This window comes from Bacillus sp. SSR7, from assembly GCF_055902415.1.
In genome coordinates this window covers 146,987-166,441 of record NZ_JBVVXV010000004.1, presented here as the reverse complement: position 1 = coordinate 166,441, position 19,455 = coordinate 146,987, and the positions used below count along the sequence as shown (strand labels likewise).

Annotated in this window: 17 protein-coding genes, 1 riboswitch and 1 other annotated feature; of the genes, 11 read left to right on the top strand and 6 right to left on the bottom strand. The window is 34.9% G+C overall.

The annotated features are described in order from the left end of the window. Positions 1-27: 27 nt before the first annotated feature. Together crcB (AC0NJG_RS10395) and crcB (AC0NJG_RS10390) are read right to left on the bottom strand one after the other, a co-directional pair. Positions 28-384, bottom strand: coding sequence for a fluoride efflux transporter CrcB (crcB, locus tag AC0NJG_RS10395; RefSeq protein ID WP_087955060.1), 357 nt, complete (start codon positions 382-384; stop codon positions 28-30). Continuing rightward, positions 381-785 carry a fluoride efflux transporter CrcB gene (gene crcB, locus AC0NJG_RS10390; RefSeq protein ID WP_000639329.1) on the bottom strand — a complete coding sequence of 135 codons (405 nt, stop codon included), beginning with the start codon at positions 783-785 and terminating at the stop codon, positions 381-383. Before crcB (AC0NJG_RS10390) ends, crcB (AC0NJG_RS10395) begins: the two co-directional genes overlap by 4 nt. A gap of 54 nt (positions 786-839) precedes the next feature. Beyond that, a riboswitch (Fluoride riboswitch) is annotated at positions 840-899 on the bottom strand. 217 nt (positions 900-1,116) lie between these two features. Between crcB (AC0NJG_RS10390) and AC0NJG_RS10385 the strand changes: the two genes are divergently transcribed. The 5 genes from AC0NJG_RS10385 (at position 1,117) to AC0NJG_RS10365 (ending at position 5,728) form a co-directional block, all read left to right on the top strand. Further along, positions 1,117-2,175 carry an endonuclease/exonuclease/phosphatase family protein gene (locus AC0NJG_RS10385; protein ID WP_088327787.1) on the top strand — a complete coding sequence of 353 codons (1,059 nt, stop codon included), beginning with the start codon at positions 1,117-1,119 and terminating at the stop codon, positions 2,173-2,175. A 27-nt stretch (positions 2,176-2,202) separates the two neighbouring features. Next, complete coding sequence (locus AC0NJG_RS10380; protein WP_088327786.1) at positions 2,203-3,705, top strand: DUF4077 domain-containing protein; 1,503 nt, start codon at positions 2,203-2,205, stop codon at positions 3,703-3,705. 166 nt (positions 3,706-3,871) lie between these two features. After that, the gene (locus tag AC0NJG_RS10375; protein ID WP_474063020.1) at positions 3,872-4,273 is read left to right on the top strand and encodes an SET domain-containing protein; all 402 of its coding nucleotides are present in this window, start codon (positions 3,872-3,874) and stop codon (positions 4,271-4,273) included. A 550-nt stretch (positions 4,274-4,823) separates the two neighbouring features. Continuing rightward, a complete protein-coding gene (locus AC0NJG_RS10370; protein ID WP_087955057.1) occupies positions 4,824-5,420 on the top strand; it encodes a hypothetical protein in 597 nt (198 codons plus the stop codon). Between the two features lie 20 nt (positions 5,421-5,440). Further along, positions 5,441-5,728 carry a DUF3986 family protein gene (locus tag AC0NJG_RS10365; protein WP_088327784.1) on the top strand — a complete coding sequence of 96 codons (288 nt, stop codon included), beginning with the start codon at positions 5,441-5,443 and terminating at the stop codon, positions 5,726-5,728. A 92-nt stretch (positions 5,729-5,820) separates the two neighbouring features. Here the strand turns inward: AC0NJG_RS10365 and AC0NJG_RS10360 are convergent, their stop codons facing one another. Then, on the bottom strand, positions 5,821-5,940 hold the full coding sequence (locus AC0NJG_RS10360; protein WP_097610100.1) for a DUF3967 domain-containing protein: 120 nt from the start codon (positions 5,938-5,940) through the stop codon (positions 5,821-5,823). Positions 5,941-6,287: 347 nt separating this feature from the next. Between AC0NJG_RS10360 and murB the strand changes: the two genes are divergently transcribed. Together murB and tyrS are read left to right on the top strand one after the other, a co-directional pair. Beyond that, positions 6,288-7,205 carry a UDP-N-acetylmuramate dehydrogenase gene (murB, locus tag AC0NJG_RS10355; RefSeq protein ID WP_001057083.1) on the top strand — a complete coding sequence of 306 codons (918 nt, stop codon included), beginning with the start codon at positions 6,288-6,290 and terminating at the stop codon, positions 7,203-7,205. Between the two features lie 96 nt (positions 7,206-7,301). Then, positions 7,302-7,517: a binding site (T-box leader), on the top strand. Positions 7,518-7,568: 51 nt separating this feature from the next. Then, positions 7,569-8,828 (top strand): tyrosine--tRNA ligase, encoded by a 1,260-nt coding sequence (gene tyrS / locus AC0NJG_RS10350; RefSeq protein WP_001021075.1) that lies wholly within the window; start codon positions 7,569-7,571, stop codon positions 8,826-8,828. 352 nt (positions 8,829-9,180) lie between these two features. Here tyrS and AC0NJG_RS10345 read toward each other — a convergent pair whose 3' ends face one another. The 3 genes from AC0NJG_RS10345 to AC0NJG_RS10335 form a co-directional block, all read right to left on the bottom strand. Beyond that, on the bottom strand, positions 9,181-10,359 hold the full coding sequence (locus tag AC0NJG_RS10345; RefSeq protein WP_000043204.1) for an NAD(P)/FAD-dependent oxidoreductase: 1,179 nt from the start codon (positions 10,357-10,359) through the stop codon (positions 9,181-9,183). A 44-nt stretch (positions 10,360-10,403) separates the two neighbouring features. Continuing rightward, a complete protein-coding gene (locus AC0NJG_RS10340; protein ID WP_001115309.1) occupies positions 10,404-10,844 on the bottom strand; it encodes a DUF1641 domain-containing protein in 441 nt (146 codons plus the stop codon). 435 nt (positions 10,845-11,279) lie between these two features. Next, positions 11,280-11,624 carry a winged helix-turn-helix transcriptional regulator gene (locus tag AC0NJG_RS10335; RefSeq protein WP_000760472.1) on the bottom strand — a complete coding sequence of 115 codons (345 nt, stop codon included), beginning with the start codon at positions 11,622-11,624 and terminating at the stop codon, positions 11,280-11,282. 373 nt (positions 11,625-11,997) lie between these two features. Here AC0NJG_RS10335 and AC0NJG_RS10330 point away from each other — a divergent pair, with 373 nt between their 5' ends. From AC0NJG_RS10330 to AC0NJG_RS10315, 4 genes are all read left to right on the top strand, one after another. Continuing rightward, positions 11,998-13,161: an MFS transporter gene (locus tag AC0NJG_RS10330; protein ID WP_003268055.1), complete on the top strand. Its 1,164-nt coding sequence runs from the start codon at positions 11,998-12,000 to the stop codon at positions 13,159-13,161. 16 nt (positions 13,162-13,177) lie between these two features. Beyond that, positions 13,178-14,017: an aldo/keto reductase gene (locus AC0NJG_RS10325; RefSeq protein WP_048528200.1), complete on the top strand. Its 840-nt coding sequence runs from the start codon at positions 13,178-13,180 to the stop codon at positions 14,015-14,017. 109 nt (positions 14,018-14,126) lie between these two features. Next, entirely contained in the window at positions 14,127-15,044 is a 918-nt protein-coding gene (locus AC0NJG_RS10320; RefSeq protein ID WP_087955053.1) for a thioester domain-containing protein, read from the top strand. A gap of 571 nt (positions 15,045-15,615) precedes the next feature. Further along, the gene (locus tag AC0NJG_RS10315) at positions 15,616-19,413 is read left to right on the top strand and encodes a putative mucin/carbohydrate-binding domain-containing protein (RefSeq protein WP_474063019.1); all 3,798 of its coding nucleotides are present in this window, start codon (positions 15,616-15,618) and stop codon (positions 19,411-19,413) included. Positions 19,414-19,455: the final 42 nt, after the last annotated feature.

Sequence of the window (19,455 nt, the reverse complement as noted above, 5' to 3'; positions counted from 1 at the left end):
AAAGCGACTGATAAGAGTCGCTTTTTTTTATATTCCGCCTAGATGCATTCCAAGGAATGCGAAGAGGATACCAATGATATAAGTAGCACTTAAATATAGAAATAGTATGCTAAGGTTTTTACGATTGAAGAGCTGAATGGACTCAAGCTTAAACGTTGAAAACGTCGTGAAGGCACCCATAAATCCAGTACCTAATAATAATTGCCAACCTGTAGTGACTCCGTTGCCAATTATATATCCGAGTAAAAACGCTCCTGTTATATTAATGAGAAATGTAGCGATTGGAAAGGAAGTTTTATTTCTTTTTTTAAACCAATTGCTGATTGCAAATCGTGTAATAGCACCGAAAAATCCTCCTGTTGCTACTAATAAAGCTTCTATCATAAGTGATCACCTTCCGTAAGATGTTTCTTAATTAAGAAATCACCTAATGTATAGCCAAGTCCAGACATAATGAGGCCACCAAGTATGCTGCATGATACATATAAGAAGGCTATGCTCCACTCAGAATGATTAATCAATTGAATAGTTTCTACACTAAATGTTGAAAACGTCGTAAAGGAACCGATGAATCCAGTCCCGATGCCTGTGATAATTTCTGAGGGCAAGATGTTTCGCTGGGCGATATACGTAGTCAGCCATGCTAATAAGAAGCAGCCGACTAAGTTAATGAGTAATGTAGCTAGTGGAAATGTATGATGCCAAAATTCATGAATCGTAAGACCTAAATAATAACGAGAAAGCGCCCCTAATATACCGGCAATGCCAACGATAATATAAATCAATTTTCTCACCTCTTTAAATAGCTTGCTCAAAAAAATAGACTCCTACCAGTAGTGATACTGGTAGGAGTCATTAGCTAAGCAGCGTTTATGGCGAACTCCATCGCCTATAATTATTACATATAGTGTACTAAACATTGCGCTTGATTTCCAGTGAAGAAGTTAGGGGATTTTGTATTTTTGATAATGTAAGAGCAAGTGGAACTGCTTATAAACTAAATATAGTGATATAAGGTTTTTGGTGTGATAAAATATTTCTTATGTCTGGCATTCAGTTTTAGTTAACTGAAAATAAGGAAAATTAAGTTGTGTGTTTTAGAAAAGGGGCGTTTATTTGAAGAAATTATTAAAAATAGTACTTATATGTATTTTAGTAGGATTGGGAGTTGTAGGTGGTTTTTTAGGGTATATGACACTTACTAAAGAACAGCCTGCTGATGTTGTAAGTTTGAAGGTGGAAAATAATAAAGAGCGCGTATTAGCGACAGGAAATGAATTTAAAGTTACAACATTTAATATTGGATATGCCGGATTAGATAAGGACCAAGACTTCTTTATGGATGGAGGAAAAGGATCTGGTTCAAGTAGCAAAGAACAAACGGAAGTTAACCTAAAGAATATACTTTCGTTTTTACAAAATGAGAATAGTGATTTTGCGTTATTACAAGAAGTCGATATAAAATCAATGCGATCTTTTGATGTAAATGGCCATGAATTTTTGAAAAACGGACTACCTGATTATGCTTCATCGTTCGGAAAGAACTATGATACAAAATGGGTCCCTGTCCCAATTACAAGTCCAATGGGATATGCGGAGGCTGGATTAAGTACATTTTCTAAATATAAAGTTGAAACAGCTGAGAGGTTCCAGCTTCCTGGAATGGAGCCTTGGCCGAAGCGTTTATTCGATTTAGATCGAGCGATTGTTGAGTATAAAATTCCTGTTAATAATGGAAAGAATGTTAGACTTGTAAACTTACATTTGTCTGCGTACGATGAAGGCGGGAAAATTAGAAAACAGCAAGTAGAGTATTTAAAAGAATATATGAACAAGCATTATAAAAATGGTGATTACGTAATTATGGGCGGGGATTGGAATCAATTACTTTCTGACGTTCAATTAAGTGATCCAAAGTTTGTGAAAGAGCGCCCTGAGTGGTTAGTAGAGTTACCAAAGGACTTTACTGATGGTGGCTTTAAGTGGGCTGTAGACTCATCTGTTATGACGGTGAGAGACGATGTGAAGAAGTATGTAGAAGGTGAAAACTTCGTCACGATTATTGATGGCTTTATCGTTTCACCGAATGTGGAGATTGTAAATGTGCAAGGAAAAGATTTAAAGTTTGAAAATAGTGATCATAACCCAGTGAGTGCGGTCTTTAAGTTGAAGTAATTAAGTGTAGAAAGTGGGACTTTATATATGGAATGGTTAAAGAAAACTTGTTTTTCTAACCTTGAGAAAGAATCACAGAAAAATCATTTATTGCTGTTTATTACGATTTGTAGTTTCTTCCTTGGAATCATCGCGATTGGGTATTACGGATATATTTTTACAGAGAGAGCAATCGCGTTTTGGGTTTGTGGTATTTCTGTCGTTGTATTTGGAACACTTCTTACTTTTATAAAAAGCATGGAAACGACGTATAAATATATCATGACATTTATGTTGCTTATGATGTCTTTCATTATGGTACAAGCTTTTAATGAAAGCCCAGCTGTATTTCAAATGGTCTATTTTACATTAGCCGTTTCACTTATTTATTTAAGTGAACGTCTCGTTGTAATTCTCGGCGGAGTGGCAGTTGTTCTTACATTTATTCTTTGTAGTTATTGGCCGGAGCAATTTTTTGCTTATACAGCAGCATCTGAAGCTGCAAACTTCGCAAGCTTGTTAGCAATCGTAACGATCGCTATGTGGGGCGTAACGAAAATTGGTTCTAACTTACTGGCTCGTTTAAGTGATGAAAAGCAAGAAGTAATGAGAAAAGCTCAGGAGTTAGAAGAAACGCAAAGGCTTATTGAGGAAACGGTTGTGAAACTAGATCGTAATTTCAATTATTTAAGACAAAATATGAATACATCGATGGAGTCGATGAGTGAAATTAATTTCGCTTTTGAAGAGGTAGCAGTTGGCACGCAATCACAATCAGAGATGATGCATCGTTCGGTAGAAGTATTGAACGATATGGAGGGAAATATTGAACAAATCATTTCTCAAGTAAGAAATGCATCGATTCGTGTTGATGAAAGCTTAGAAATTTCAAAAGGTAGTGTACATACTCTACGAAGTTTTGAAGCGAATATGAGAAGTTTAAATGATGTTGTTTCACAATCAGGAATTATATTTAGAGATTTAATGACACAATCGAAACAAATTAATGAAATTGTAGATGTAATAACGAATATTTCAAGTCAGACGAGTTTGCTAGCTTTAAATGCAAATATTGAAGCTGCGAGAGCAGGTGAGCATGGAAAAGGATTTGCTATTGTAGCGAATGAAGTATTAAAGCTTGCTGAGGAATCAAATCGTTCTGCGGGAAGAATTCAAGGGATTTTGAAGGATTTTAGTAATCAAGCAAGTAAGGTAGAAGTGCAGGTAGAGAAATCAGAAAGAGTACAAGAAGAATGTAATGAAATGTTAGTAAGTGTTTTAACAAATGTAACGGATTTAGGGAAATTTATTGATGAAATTAATGATGTAATGAGGGAAATCGTTGGTCATCAAGAAAGTTTCCAAGTTAAAACGACGAATATCGTAAAGGATGTTACACATGCTTCTAATGTAATCCAGCAAACTTCTGCGGCTACAGAAGAAGTGTTAGCAAGTGTGGAAGAAGAAAAACATCGAAATGATACATCTGTGAAGACATTACATACTGTTAGCGAGCAAGTGAAATTGTTAGAAGATATTTTAGAAAAGTAATATCACTTAAAAAGGGCGCAACGTTTGTGCCCTTTTTTCATTTAAACGAAGACTTGCTCGGATTTTAATTGCTTTTCTGCTCGTTTTCTGCCAAGCTTAAGAAGATAAAATTCAGCTAATAGCGGAATTAAAATACTTCAAAGAAAGAATTAAATAGGTGACGCATATGATCGAAGTTAAGACTTCTGAACTTAGTGATGGAGAATTTAATAGAGGTGTATTTGCAACTCGTGATATTAAAAAAGGTGAGTTGATACACGCAGCGCCAGTTATCTCTTATCCGAATGAACAGCATGAACACATTGAGAAAACATTACTTGCTGACTACGCATTTGAGTATGGGATTAATCATACGGCAATCCTTTTAGGATACGGCATGTTATTCAATCATTCATATACACCGAATGCGACGTATGATATTGTCTTTGAGAATCATACATTTAACTTCTATGCTTATAAAGATATAAAAGCAGGAGAAGAAATCTTAATCAATTATAATGGTGAAGTGGATAACGATGAACTGTTATGGTTTGATAAAGAAAAAGAAAAAGAAGAGAACGAAAAGTAATATAAAGAGTATGGAAAGAGCACATTCTGTGGGATGTGCTCTTTTTTATGGCGTGTCGAGTCAGTTGGTGGAGAAACCCTACGATTGAGCCCTGTGATAAAGTAATTTTTCTATTTATAGAAATAGGAGAGCATTTAGGAGTATACAGAGCCAAGAAATACACTATATTTACAACTAAATGATATGGTGAAAGGCTTAAATCTAACCTTACAAGTATTTGAAAGTTACTATATCTCATCTCCAATGGGGTAAAATAGATTGGTGTGTCTTAAGAATGGTTTGCGCTAACATCGCCCTAAAAGATACAGTATTGTACCTTTAGGGGCGATGCTTTATTAGCTTTATATTGTAGAGGAAGAGATTTTTAGTTTATTTATTTTTAATCTTATTAAGTGATTATTTTATACAAATTAATAATAACAAATTTATCAATTTACTTTCATTATTGTTAGAAAATTTTATATTTTATACCATTTAATAGTAAGAAATGATAGGAAATATAAATTTTAGTTATTTCTCACTATTATAAAATTTGAGAGGGGAATGGTAGATGAGAATTATAGCTGGGATACTTTCTTGCGTTTTGATGTTTAGTTTTGCATTGCCATCATTTGTTGATGCAACTGTTGAATTAAATGATGATACAATTGTCGAAGAATATGTTCCTGAAGAAGATAGTGGTATTGATTTATCTAATGTCGATGTTTCTAACTTCGATTTTGAAAAATTCGAGAACGAATATGATTTTTTAATAACTGACCCTGTATTTTTACAATTAGAAGGAGAACTAAGTAAACCAAGAGTTGAATATGTTATTGAAAAAAATCCTCTTACAGGTGAATTAATAGTTAAACAAGAAATATTACCAACTCTTGTTATTGGAGCATTAAGGGTTTTAACTTCAAAAGCGGGAAGAACAGCTGCAGATAAAGGTTGGAAAATAGCGAGACCTTATGTACAAAAAGCATTAGACGCACCAAATAAATATATTCTTGAAGGTCCATATAAAACTAGAATTATTCAAGTCAGATCTAAAGTTACTAAAAAAGTGTTATTTAGGTTAGATTATGGTCCAGTAAAAAATAAAGGACCATATTTACATTATCATGTCCCGCCAAATTTGAATGATCATCATATTATTTGGTAAAGGAGAGATTATTTAATAGTATGTGTAACTATGAAGAATACCAACATATGCATATAGGATATTATGAAGATGGATATGATTTAGAAGTTATTGCATATAAGAAAATAGACAAGCCTATATGGGATGTTTTTATTGAAGAATATGAAGCTGGCGCGGATTTTTTGTATGAATATGCTAGTAAACATAATTTGGGTGAAAAATTTGTTGGTTACGGCTTGAAAATATTTTCAATAGGGGATAAAGATGCTACTGAAGAACAATCTAGATTAATTTTTGAAAAATGGTTAAAAACGAATAGCATTGTTTAAAAATTGGTTTATCTTTATTCCGCTAATCGAAAAGGTAGAAAAGTATACTTTTCTACCTTTTTGTAGTTTATATACAAACCTTACCAAAACTTCTACCACGGCTTTTTCTTCTCTTTCGCAACTGCCACTTCATCTTGAAATTCCTTCGTTAAACCCTTTGATTCCTGTATCTCACTTAGTATCTTCATGAGAGTCTTATCTCCCGCCTTCAATCAATCTTCTTATATGTCATAAACAAAGTAAAAATTACAAAAAAATACCACTTTATTTTCGTGTGGTATAGTAAGATACTGAAGGGTAGTGTTTTGAAAAAGTAATATATTTTACAAATTGTTGTCTTTCTGATGACATGTCAAGTTTAGTAGCCTATTTGGGTTGCTTTATTATGCAATATATATTTTAATATGAGTGGCACCTCTTATAAATTAAGAGGTTTATAGGTGTCTCGAATTGATTTTGGGTACACTGTATCCACCACTTTAAGTTCGTTCATGTATGTGGGGATATTATGGGCCCGTATAACGGGATAAAAAGAATATAGAAATAGAGGAATCGTAAAATGAATATGCAAGAGGTTTATGAATATTTAAGTACGGTATTGCCTGAAGGTCATGTGAAACAAGATGAAATGTTAAAGAATCATACGCATATTAAAGTTGGTGGAAAAGCAGATGTGTTCGTTGCACCGACAAATTATGATGAAATTCAAGAAGTTATTAAATATGCGAACGAATATAATATTCCGGTTACGTTTTTAGGAAATGGATCGAATGTCATTATTAAAGATGGTGGAATTCGCGGGATTACAGTAAGTTTAATTCATATTACAGGTGTTACTGTAACAGGAACGACGATTGTAGCACAGTGCGGTGCAGCAATTATTGACGTATCACGTATTGCACTAGACCATAACTTAACGGGTCTTGAGTTTGCTTGTGGTATTCCAGGTTCAGTTGGCGGAGCATTATATATGAATGCAGGTGCATACGGGGGTGAAATTTCGTTTGTATTAACAGAAGCTGTCGTAATGACAGGTGATGGAGAGCTACGTACTTTGACGAAAGAAGCGTTTGAATTTGGATATCGTAAGAGTGTATTTGCGAACAACCATTACATTATTCTTGAAGCGAGATTTGAACTTGAAGAAGGTGTACATGAAGAAATTAAAGCAAAAATGGATGATTTAACGTTTAAACGTGAGTCAAAACAGCCTCTAGAATATCCTTCATGTGGTAGTGTATTTAAACGTCCACCCAATAACTTTGCTGGTAAATTGATTCAAGAATCAGGACTACAAGGTAAGCGAATTGGCGGAGTGGAAGTTTCTCTAAAACACGCTGGATTTATGGTGAATGTTGATAACGGAACAGCACAAGATTACATCGATTTAATTCACTTCGTACAAAAAACAGTTGAAGAGAAATTTGGTGTGAAGTTAGAGCGTGAAGTAAGGATTATTGGAGAAGATAAAGAATAACATATACGTATGAAACTGCGAATTATTTTAAAATAACATTTGGGTATTGTTGACAAATTGTTTACAATTCAATATAATGGCTAATAATTTAACAAATAACATACGTTGAAAGAGCCCAGTAGCAGTTTGTCACTGTTAACGAGAGAGCTAGGGGATGCTGGAACCTAGCACAAACAAACTTGCGAATTACACTCTGGAGTATCTTAGGTAATGCTAAGCGGATTGGCAATCGATATTATTGCTAAGAGTGGTATGAGTAGCTATGCTATTTATACAAACTGGGTGGTAACACGGTGAATCATCGTCCCTATGTCATAGACATAGGGATTTTTTGTTTTTAAAAAATAAAGGGGATGACAAAAGATGAACATTATTGATGAATTAGAATGGCGCGGCGCCATTAATCAACAGACTGACGAAGAAGGTTTACGTAAGCTAGTAGAAGAGAAAAAGATTTCACTATACTGCGGAGTTGATCCGACTGGTGATAGTATGCATATTGGACATTTGATTCCGTTTATGATGATGAAAAGATTCCAGTTAGCCGGTCATCATCCAGTTATTTTAATTGGTGGAGCAACAGGAACAATTGGTGATCCGAGTGGACGTCAATCAGAACGCCAACTTCAAACGTTAGAAGTAGTTCAACATAATGTGGATGCGTTAACAGCGCAAATGAAAAAGCTATTTGATTTTGGTGGAAATAGTGAAGTGAAGATGGTAAATAACTACGATTGGACACATGAAATAAATATTATTGAGTTTTTACGTGATTACGGGAAAAACTTTAGCATTAATAGCATGTTAGCAAAAGATATCGTAGCAAGTCGTTTAGATACAGGGATTTCTTTCACAGAATTTACGTACCAAATCTTGCAAGCGATGGACTTCCATCATTTATACACGAAAGAAGATGTTCAACTGCAAATTGGTGGTAGTGACCAATGGGGAAATATTACGAGTGGTTTAGATTTAATTCGTAAGTTAGAAGGGCATGAAGCAAAAGTATTTGGATTGACGATTCCGTTACTATTGAAATCAGATGGTACGAAGTTTGGTAAATCAGCAGGTGGTGCAGTTTGGCTTGATCCTGAAAAAACAACACCATTTGAATTTTACCAGTTCTGGGTGAATACAGATGACCGTGATGTCGTTAAATACTTGAAATACTTTACGTTCTTAACGAAAGAGCGCATCGATGAATTGGCAGTGAAGGTAGAAACAGAGCCTCATAAACGTGAAGCGCAAAAAGTATTAGCGGAAGAAATGACGAAATTCGTTCATGGAGAAGAAGCATTCCTGCAAGCTGTGAAAATTACAGCAGCGTTATTTAGTGGAGATATTAAATCGTTAACAGCCGATGAAATTGAACAAGGCTTTAAAGAAATGCCAACATTCCAGTCTTCAAAAGAGACGAAAAATATCGTAGAATGGCTAGTTGATTTAGGTATTGAACCATCTAGACGACAAGCACGTGAAGATATTAATAATGGAGCTATTTCTATGAATGGCGAAAAAGTAACGGATGTAGGTACGGATGTTACGGTAGAGAATTCATTTGATGGAAGATTTATTATTATTCGTAAAGGGAAGAAGAACTACAGCCTTGTAAAATTAGGATAGTGAACAAGACGGAAAAATTATATCGGTGATTTTTCGAATATATCGACCGTAACTCGAATTATATCAGCGATTTTTCGAATATATCGACCGTAACTCGAATTATATCGGCGATTTTCTCGATATATCGACCGTAACTCGACTTATATCAGCGATTTTCTCGATATATCGATTTACCGACAAAAGATGACAATAAAAGCTGTTCCAAAACGGGACAGCTTTTATTGTTAAAAAGTCAGTATATTTAGATAAATTTAAAGGGTATATAATTTTTTTGGCGAATAAATAAGTTAGAGAAAATTACGGATAAAAATAGCCCGAACCATGCAGGGCATGATTCGGGCTTATATTCAGATTAGTAAGCTAAGCTGAATAGACCTTTAATGTGTGATAAGTAACGAACGTTACTTGCTTCTTTCATTAATGATGCTGGTAAGCCTTTAAGTGGAGTATTGCTTGCTCCAATTGTAGCAACAGCATCTTTACGTCCTAGACTAGCAAGTGTTCCAGAGTTTACAGGTGCGAACTCTTCGAATGCTTTGCCTTCTAGTGCAGCGTATAAGTTGTATCCAATTAACTCACCCATTTGCCAAGCGATTTGTGCAGTTGGTGGGTATGGACGTCCGTCTGGAGCGAAGACAACAGCGCTGTCTCCAGCAACGAATACGTTTTTGTGAGAAGTAGATTGTAGGTATGCATCAACTGTTGCACGACCACGGTTTACTTCAAGACCTGATTCACCGATTAGTGGGTTACCTTGAACGCCACCTGTCCAAACGAATGTGTTAGCAACAAGTTTTTGACCGTCTTTTAAGTCAATTTCATTGCCAGCAACGTTTGTTACAGGAAGACCAGTTAAGAATGTAACGCCGCGTGCTTCTAGGCTAGTAGTTGCACGTTCGATTAAGTGGTCTGGTAATACTGGAAGGATTTTTGGACCTGCTTCAACAAGAAGAAGTTTAACTTCTTTTGGATTTACGCCGTGGCTTTTTGCAAGTTTAGGCATAATGTCAGCAAGCTCACCAACTAGCTCAACGCCAGTTAATCCGCCACCACCAATTACGATTGTAGCATCAGCTTCGTTTTTCGTTTTCGCGTATTCACGAATACGGTCTTCAACGTGTTTGTAGATTTTGTTTGCATCAGCAGCAGATTTTAATACCATGCTGTTTTCTTCTAGTCCTGGAATACCGAAGTAAGCAGTTTTACTTCCTAGAGCAACTACAAGTGCATCGTAAGATAAAGTAGTGCCGCCAGCTAATTTGATTTCTTTGCTATCAACTGAGAATGACTCAACTGTTGCGATTTTAAGATCGATATCTTTACCTTTGAAAAGCTTTGTAAGTGGCATTGCAACTGCTTGCTCAGACACGTTACCAGCTGCAAGGCGGTGTAGTTCAGTGATAATTTGGTGTGTTGGGTATTGGTTAATCACTGTAACTTGTGCTTCTGATTTGCTGTAATATTTACGTACGTTTAAAGCGGCAAGAAGACCGCCATAACCAGCGCCTAAGATGACAATTTGTTTTGACATAGTATGATATCCCCCGTCTTTACTAATTGTTGTTATAAGTTAACTTATTTATTGTTACGTTCTGCACTAATTTGAAGATATGCGTTCACAAAGCGGAACATTTTTTGTGCTTGTGGGTCTTTTAATAATTTCAATAGACCGAACAGGCCGATAACTTCGTTGCTTTCGTCAGCACGATCTTTCGCTTCGATTGCAGTAGCAGCCATGCTTTTAACTGTATCTTTTACAGGTTCTACAAGCTCTGTGATTGCACCAACAGTGTCGCTTTTTAATACTTCATCAGTAGCAACAGTTTGAGCGAAGTCATAAGACTTAGTTAAAATGTTAACAAGCTCAGTTAATTTTGGAAGCTGTTCTACTAGTGTTGTTAATGATTCTTGTACCTCAGGTTTTAACAACTGATCAAGTACATCAAGTTGTCCTTGGCTAGCAGAAATTTGTACAGTTTCTTGTTCTGGCTTTGTTTGAGTCATAGTTTCTGGCATCTCCAATTCTCCTTTACGATAGCAATACTCTTATTTTTGATAAGTAAGATAGTAAACGGTTACGAAACTTTATACAAAGTTTCACAAAACACAATAAAATGCCTTTAAATTTATGACCGCAAGTAAGCTGCAACCATAAATCTAAAACCATAACGTCTTACTTATTATTTATGAACTGTCCGATATATGGCTTGTCCGCATAATGGAAAAGCTCCGTTACCGGAAAGTGTATATAATATATATCCTATATTATATACTATATACACCTATGTTAACATAAAAATGATTCCTAATTATTTGATATTGAGCGTATAACGTAGTACTGACAAGGTATGAAAGCGTATAAAATATTTTGTTCCAGTTAGAAATGTACATATATATAAACAAAAAAAGGAAAAAACGAACAAATTCACGTTCGTTTTTTCCTTTTTCCTATTATTCACTTTCTGCAATTAGCATCGATGTCTTACCTTCTTTTTCAAGATGGCATTCGCCCCAAGTACAAAGAGAATCAAGAATGGATTCTAAAGACCAACCGTAGTCCGTAAGGGAATATTCTACTTTCGGTGGTACTTGATTGTATACCTTTCTTTGAATAACACCGTCGTCTTCTAATTCGCGTAATTGCTGCGTTAACATTTTTTGTGTAATACCGGGCATAAGACGCTTTAATTCACTCGTTCTCTTTGTACCTTTCGTTAAGTGACAAAGGATAACAACCTTCCATTTTCCGCCGATAACTTCTAAAGTCGCCTCTACAGGAATATTGTATTTCTTCATATAAAGCCCTCCTTTTGTAAGTAAAGTAAGCCAAATCATACAAATGTTACTTTTTAGTACCTATAGCACTTTAAAGTACGTACTTTTTATCAGGTTAAATATGTTTCATAATAGCACATGTAAGAGGCAAATGAGTAGTACGGTACTGAAAAGTGACTATGTTACTTTTTGGTGCCTATAGTACTTTAAAGTGCGTTCTTCAAAAAAAGAATGAAACCATTCATAATAGCATTTGTAGAGATTAAATATATTTTTTAGAAGATAAAAGGGCCTTTTTATCGCACTATTATGATTGGATTTCTTGTAATAAGGAGGAATTCAATTGAGTTCATATACAGTACCATCTTCGGAAGTTCAGACAAATCGAAGAAGTATGTTTGCTTTATTAGCACTAGCAATCAGTGCGTTTGGAATTGGTACAACCGAGTTTATTAGTGTCGGTTTATTACCATCTATTTCAAAAGATTTAAATGTTTCGGTTACAACAGCCGGTTTAACTGTTTCCCTATATGCGTTAGGAGCGGCAGTAGGAGCTCCTGTTTTAACAGCGTTAACGGCTAGTATGTCGAGAAAGACATTATTAATGTGGATTATGGTTATCTTCATTATTGGTAATGGTATTGCGGCATTAGCAACAAGCTTCACCATATTAATTATTGCAAGGGTTGTATCTGCATTTGCACATGGTGTGTTTATGTCAATTGGATCTACAATCGCGGCAGCAATCGTACCAGAGAATAAACGTGCTAGTGCCATTGCGATTATGTTTACTGGATTAACAGTTGCAACTATTACAGGTGTGCCAATTGGAACGTTTATCGGTCAAGAGTTTGGCTGGAGAGCGTCATTTATGGCGATCGTTGTAATCGGAATTATTGCTTTTATCGCGAATAGCATACTCGTCCCATCTAATTTAAAAAATGGTGTACCTGTATCGTTTCGTGATCAATTCAAACTAATTAAAAATGGAAGACTGTTACTTGTTTTCATTATTACTGCACTTGGATACGGCGGTACGTTCGTAACATTTACGTATTTATCACCACTATTACAAGAAGTAACAGGGTTTGAAGCAAGTACGGTTACCATCATTTTATTAGTGTATGGAATTGCAATTGCGATAGGGAATATGGTTGGCGGAAAATTATCGAATCATAATCCGATTCGAGCGCTATTTTACATGTTCTTGATTCAAGCGATTATATTATTTGTTTTAACATTTACAGCGCCATTTAAAGTAGCTGGATTAATCACAATTATTTTCATGGGACTATTCGCATTTATGAATGTTCCGGGACTACAAGTATATGTAGTTATATTGGCAGAGCGCTTTGTTCCGAGTGCGGTGGATGTTGCTTCAGCAATTAATATTGCTGCATTTAACGGAGGAATCGCTTTAGGTTCTTATATAGGTGGCCTTGTAACGAATTCGTTAGGATTAATCCATACTGCTTGGGTAGGTGGCCTTATGGTAGTAGCCGCTGTGATTTTAACAGCGTGGAGCATGACATTAGAAAAAAGAGATCAAGTAAAATAAAAGGAGAGAAAATAAAATGAAAAACTTACAAAGTAAAGCAGTATTAAATAACGGTGTAGAAATGCCTTGGTTCGGTTTAGGTGTATTCAAAGTAGAAGAAGGACCAGAACTTGTAGAAGCTGTAAAATCAGCGATTAAAGCAGGATACCGCAGCATCGATACAGCTGCAATTTACGGAAATGAAAAAGCTGTAGGTGAAGGAATTCGTGCAGGTATCGAAGCAACTGGTATTTCAAGAGAAGATCTATTCATCACTTCAAAAGTATGGAACGCAGATCAAGGATATGAAGAAACAATTGCTGCATATGAAGAGAGCTTAAAAAAATTAGAACTAGATTATTTAGATCTATTTCTTGTTCACTGGCCTGTAGAAGGAAAATATAAAGATACATGGAGAGCGCTAGAAACACTTTATAAAGAAGAGCGCGTACGTGCAATTGGTGTAAGTAACTTCCAAATCCATCACTTACAAGATGTAATGAAAGATGCAGAAATTAAACCAATGATTAACCAAGTAGAATACCACCCTCGTTTAACACAAAAAGAACTACAAGCTTTCTGTAAAGAACAAGGTATTCAAATGGAAGCATGGTCACCACTTATGCAAGGTCAATTATTAGATAACGAAACATTACAAGCAATTGCTGAGAAACATGGTAAAACAACAGCTCAAGTTATTTTACGTTGGGATCTTCAAAATGGAGTAATCACAATTCCAAAATCAACGAAAGAACACCGCATTATTGCAAATGCTGATGTATTTAACTTTGAATTAACGAAAGAAGATATGGAAAAAATCGATGCGTTAAATCAAAATCACCGCGTTGGTCCAGATCCTGATAACTTCGATTTCTAAGATTAAGGTAAGAAAAAAGAGTGCGTAAAAGCACTCTTTTTTTGTGCATAAAAATAGTTTCTAAATAAATACTACTTAGTATTAAGTTTGTTATTAAGGGGCTGTAAACATGAATATAAAGCAATCGTTCAAACTTTTAGCTATGTTTTTAAGTGTTTTATTTGTGTTATTCCCACTTCAAAAAGCATTCGCAGAAGTTATGGACCATACAAAGTATCAAATGGATTGGAGTTATAGTAAGTCCAAGAAGAAACCAATCCGAACAGAGCTTATTAAAACGGCAGATGGCAAAATTGCTTTTTGCTTAAATGTAGATTTGAAATCTCCAAGCGGTCAAGATTTACCGGAAATGGGGAAAGTGGATATTAACGTATACCGTGTATTATTAAATGGATATCCACAAAAGAGTCCACAAGAATTAGGTGTTTCTGATTGGAGAGAAGCACATTATGCAACGCAGCTTGCAGTATGGAATGCGTTAAAGCAAATCGATATTAATGATTTAGATTTCCGCAATAAAAATGTAGAAAAGGTAACGAAAGATATCGTTGCAAAAGCAAGTGCTAGTGATGAGTTACAAGAAATTACGATGAGTGTAACTCCTACAGAAGAACAAGAAGCAGTATTAAAAAATGATTTCTTTGAAACAGGCTTATATACAGTAGAAACAAATGCAAAAAGTGGAACGTATAAAGTGCAAGCAACAGGTGCACCAGCGGGAGCCAAATTTGTAAATGAAAAAGGCGAAGCAAAAACGGAATTTAATGTAGGAGAAAAGTTCCGCATTTTAATTCCGAAACAAACACCAGCTGGTGGATTTAGCTTTAAAGTAATAGGAAAATTAACGAAACTACAAGGCATTGCGCATAAAGGTACACCGACAATTCAAAATGCAGTCGTATTACTTGAGCGCAGTGAAGAAGAAACAAGTCCGGAGTTATCAGTGAGCTGGAAAAAAGGAAATGGTCATGATAATAATAAACCACATACTCCAAACGAACCGCATAAACCGAATCAAAAGAGATAAAGAAAAAGCATTGGCGTGTGCCAATGCTTTTTATATATGAAATGTAAAATTATATTAAAATAATTATTAATTAAACAAAACACTGTTTTTATGTTGTAAAAGATATTCGAAAATAACAAAATATAATAAAATCCAAACGTTAAGATTAATAGATTAAATTCACGAAATTGTAACATTATTCTAATTGAAAAGTCTATCAGACAAAGTGTAAAGCGTGTACAATTCAGTTGGAAAAACTACCTATAGATGGTCATATATGAAGAAAATGTAAGATTCTATTGCTATTTTTATTTCTAGATGTATAGATGACAATACTAAATGATATCTTTTACTATTTTCTTTTTATGTACGAAGAGAACTCATCACAAATAGAGAGAAGTGAGGAGGACATATTATATAAAAATTTTACAATGTAAGAAAGCGAATACATGGAGGGAAATGCGGTAGTAAGAGATACAGGTGCGCGAGGTGTTCGTCTATTTATCAAATGTTTTTATAAAAATAATAGGATTTTTAATTAAATGAATATATAGGATGGTTTTTCTAAATAAAGGAACAGGGGACACAGATTATGTCAAAGAAAAAAAAGAGTAGGGTATTAGTGGCTGGTGTTTGTTTAGCTACGTTGTTAACGCCATATGGACTTGAATTACCTAAGGTGTATGCAGAGATGGCGATTGAAGATAAGGAGAAACAGGAAGAAGAGCGAGTGTATCAATTGCTGCCAAAAGGTGATGTAGAAGGGATGCGTGAGTTGCATCAGCGTCAAATGAGTTTTTCTCCTTATGAACCAACGGGCATTTATGTAAAGCCAGGTGAAGAAGTAGTTATTCAAGTAGAAGGGACTCAACAGATTAAAGCTTATATTGGTACATATTCTTATGAAAAAGAAGAGCCTAAACAATTCAACTTAAATCCTGGTGAGAATAAAATTTCTTCTTCAAATGGGGGAATATTATACTTTTATAATTATCACAACACAGGAGAAGTAGTTGCTAAAGTGAAAAAAGGTGGTACACCAAATCCTTTATTTATTTTAGGAAAGCATACGACAAAAGATTGGAAGCGTATGTTGGCAGAGAACCCTAATCCATATGCAATAGAAATGAAGGGAGAAAATAGTTTATTAACTATGCACCCTGAAACTGTGGCGGAACATTTAAAGCAAGAAGATCCAGCTGCGTTATTAAAGAAACACGATGAAATAATTAATATAGAACATAAGATATCAGGTTTATCAAAAGATGGTGCGGGTGTTGCGAATCAAAGTAAACATTCCATTCATTTTGTTGAAGACTGGTATACAGACGATTATATGTATGCGACTTATTATCGAACAGCTTATAGTAAAGGCAATTTAGAGTCAGTACTAAATCTAGAAGAGTTAACTAATGATGGATGGGGTCCTTGGCATGAAGTTGGACATCAACATCAACAAGACACTTGGTTATGGGATGGACTTGGAGAAGTAACCGTTAATATTTATTCTTTGGCAGTTCAAACTACATTTGGGCATAAAACAAGGTTAGAGCAAGAGAGGCGCTATGAAGCTGCATTTGCTTATTTAGGTAAACCGGATGCACAAGAGAAGATGGATGAATTCGAGAAGTTAGTTATGTTTTGGCAGTTGCATTTAGCTTATGGGGATCAATTCTATCCGAATTTACATCAAATGTATCGTTTGTTACATAGTACAGAACTGCCTAAATCTGATGAAGAGAAAAAGCAGATGTTTATTTATATGACGTCAAAAGTGGCAGGACAAAATTTAATTCCTTTCTTTGATAAATGGGGATTAATTGCAAATGATGCTACAAGAGAAAAGATTGAAAAATTAAATTTACCAAAATTAGAAAAAGAAATTTGGTTATCTACAGATAGTAATCCAATTCGTGAAAAACAAATTGAGTTATATGAAGCTCCATATGGCGAGCCAAATAATGAAAGAATACAAAATGTAGTAATCGGTACTACATATGATGAGAAAAAAGCAAAGGAACTTGTACAGAATTTAGGAGAAGGTGTAAAAACAACAGGTGTGATTACACAAGGAAAGCCTGAAGTTGGAGAAAAAATTGTAAAAGTAGAAATTACAGATGAAAAAGGTAATAAGAATTTAATTCCCGTTATAGCAAATGTTGGTTATGGTGATAGCTTAGTATTCAAAGGACTTAATTATGATACTAATATTAAATCAATCGTAACACTGCAACATGATCAGAAAAAGTTTAGTGCGATGGCTGATTCAAATCCAGTGCACTATTATTTTAAAGAAGACACGTATTTTGAATTCTCATTACTAGACCAAAATGGAAATGAGAAAAAGAAAGCAACAGTAAAAGGTGTTGAAAATGCGGAAGAATTCGCGAAATCAATTAATGGGTTAGAGTTTGAGTATGGTGATGTAGTGAAAGTATATCACGCTGAATCAGATCGTTTTAATTGGTATCAAAATAATGACTTTATCGGCCAAGGTAAGGCGAAGGTAGATAAAGAATTATTATTTAAAGTAACAGAAAAGGGCTTTGAGCGAATGGGGGCCCAGCAAGAAGTAACGGCAGTCCCACAAAAGATAACAGTTGGAACAGATGTTGAAAAGTTAGAAGCGAAAGATTTTGTTCAAGTGAAAGATGGAGAAGTAATCGGGTTTGTAGAAAAACCAAATACAATAAAAATTGGTGAACAAAACGTAAAAGTAGAAACGAAAGATCGTTTTGGAAATAAGAAAGTGACAGAAGTACCGCTAACAGTAACGTATGGAGATAGCCTACTTGTATACGGATTAAGCTATGGCACTGACGATATGAAATCAATTATAACGTTACATCATGATACAAAAAAAATGAGTGCGACAGATACGAGTGATTTGATTCATGATTACTTTGGAGATGAGAAGTATTTTGAATTCACCCTGTACAATAAAGAGGGAAAAGAGAAGAAAAATATAGAGGTAAAAGGCTTGGAGAATACGGAAGCTCTTGCGAAGGAATTAAACGGGTTAGCATTTGAATATGGAGATGTGGTGAAAGTATACCATGCAGAGTCTTCACGTTTACATTGGTATCAAAAAGGTTTATATGTGGGAGAAGGAAAAAATAAAGAAATAAAAGAATTATTCTTCAAAATTACTGAAAATGGATTCGAAAGATTAAAATCATTACAAGAAGTAACAGCAAAGCCACAAACAGTAGTAGTCGGAACAGAAGTAGAAAAGCTAGAAGCGAAAAACTTTGTTGAAGTGAAAGACGCAGAAGTAATTGACTTTGTAGAAAAACCAACTACTTCAAAAGTCGGAAAACAAACAGTAAAAGTAGAAACGAAAGATCGTTTTGGAAATAAGCAAGTAACAGAAGTACCGTTAGAAGTGGTTTATGGAGATAGTATTGCATATGTAGGATATGGCGATGATATTGCTTCAATTGTAACTTTAAAGCACGAAGAGAAGAAATTCCATGCAACTGATATGGATAGTGAGATTCATGAGTATTTTAATAAAGAGCTATACATGGGGATCACGTTATACGATCGAGACGGAAAAGAGAAAAAACATGTAACAGCAGAGGGACAAGAAACATCAGAGAACTTTGCGAAGCAAGTGAATGGTATGCAGTTCGAGTATGGAGATGTGGTGAAAGTATTCCACGCAGAACCGGTTCGTTTGAAATGGTATCAAAATAATACCCTTACTGGTCAAGGTGAGAAAAAAGGGGCAAAAGAACTATTCTTCAAAGTGACAGAAAAAGGTTTTGAGAGAATGGATATGTTGCAAGAAGTAAAAGCAAAACCGCAAAAAGTAGTAATCGGAACAAATAGTGAAACATTAGATGCGAAAAACTTTGTTGAAGTAAAAGATCGAGAAGTAATTGGTTTTGTAGGAAAACTAGATGCATCAAAAATTGGTAAACAAACAGTAAAAGTAGAAACGAAAGACCGTTTTGGCAATAAGAAAGTGACAGAAGTCCCGGTAGAAGTAACATATGGAGATAGTCTAGTGTATCAGGGACTCAGTAATAGTATTCGTTCAATTGTAACGTTTAATCATGATGAAAAGAAATTACATGTAACACATACAAATGAACAAATTCATAGCTACTTTAAAAACGAGTTATACATGGGAATTACGTTATATGATGGAGAAGGAAAAGAGAAAAAGCATGTAACAGCAGAAGGACAAGAAACTTCAAAGAATTTTGCAGAGCAAGTAAACGATACGCCATTCCAGTATGGGGATACGATAAAAGTGTATCATGCAGAATCTGATCGTTTAAGTTGGTATAAAACTGGTGAGTTACTTGGAAAAGGAGATGCGAAGAAATTTAAAGAGATTTCCTTCAAGATTACTCCAAATGGTTTAGAACAAGTACAATAAAGAAAAGCTCGTAAAACACTATGTTTTACGAGCTTTTCTTTA

Bases quoted from the DNA above. Each gene is read 5' to 3' on its own strand.
- AC0NJG_RS10325 (WP_048528200.1), top strand. From the start codon at position 13,178: ATGAAAAACTTACAAAGTAAAGCAGTATTAAATAACGGTGTAGAAATG.
- AC0NJG_RS10335 (WP_000760472.1), bottom strand. From the start codon at position 11,624: ATGAAGAAATACAATATTCCTGTAGAGGCGACTTTAGAAGTTATCGGC.
- AC0NJG_RS10365 (WP_088327784.1), top strand. From the start codon at position 5,441: ATGTGTAACTATGAAGAATACCAACATATGCATATAGGATATTATGAA.
- AC0NJG_RS10370 (WP_087955057.1), top strand. From the start codon at position 4,824: ATGAGAATTATAGCTGGGATACTTTCTTGCGTTTTGATGTTTAGTTTT.
- murB (WP_001057083.1), top strand. From the start codon at position 6,288: ATGAATATGCAAGAGGTTTATGAATATTTAAGTACGGTATTGCCTGAA.
- AC0NJG_RS10340 (WP_001115309.1), bottom strand. From the start codon at position 10,844: ATGCCAGAAACTATGACTCAAACAAAGCCAGAACAAGAAACTGTACAA.
- AC0NJG_RS10375 (WP_474063020.1), top strand. From the start codon at position 3,872: ATGATCGAAGTTAAGACTTCTGAACTTAGTGATGGAGAATTTAATAGA.
- crcB (WP_087955060.1), bottom strand. From the start codon at position 384: ATGATAGAAGCTTTATTAGTAGCAACAGGAGGATTTTTCGGTGCTATT.
- tyrS (WP_001021075.1), top strand. From the start codon at position 7,569: ATGAACATTATTGATGAATTAGAATGGCGCGGCGCCATTAATCAACAG.
- AC0NJG_RS10320 (WP_087955053.1), top strand. From the start codon at position 14,127: ATGAATATAAAGCAATCGTTCAAACTTTTAGCTATGTTTTTAAGTGTT.
- AC0NJG_RS10345 (WP_000043204.1), bottom strand. From the start codon at position 10,359: ATGTCAAAACAAATTGTCATCTTAGGCGCTGGTTATGGCGGTCTTCTT.
- AC0NJG_RS10380 (WP_088327786.1), top strand. From the start codon at position 2,203: ATGGAATGGTTAAAGAAAACTTGTTTTTCTAACCTTGAGAAAGAATCA.
- AC0NJG_RS10315 (WP_474063019.1), top strand. From the start codon at position 15,616: ATGTCAAAGAAAAAAAAGAGTAGGGTATTAGTGGCTGGTGTTTGTTTA.
- AC0NJG_RS10330 (WP_003268055.1), top strand. From the start codon at position 11,998: ATGTTTGCTTTATTAGCACTAGCAATCAGTGCGTTTGGAATTGGTACA.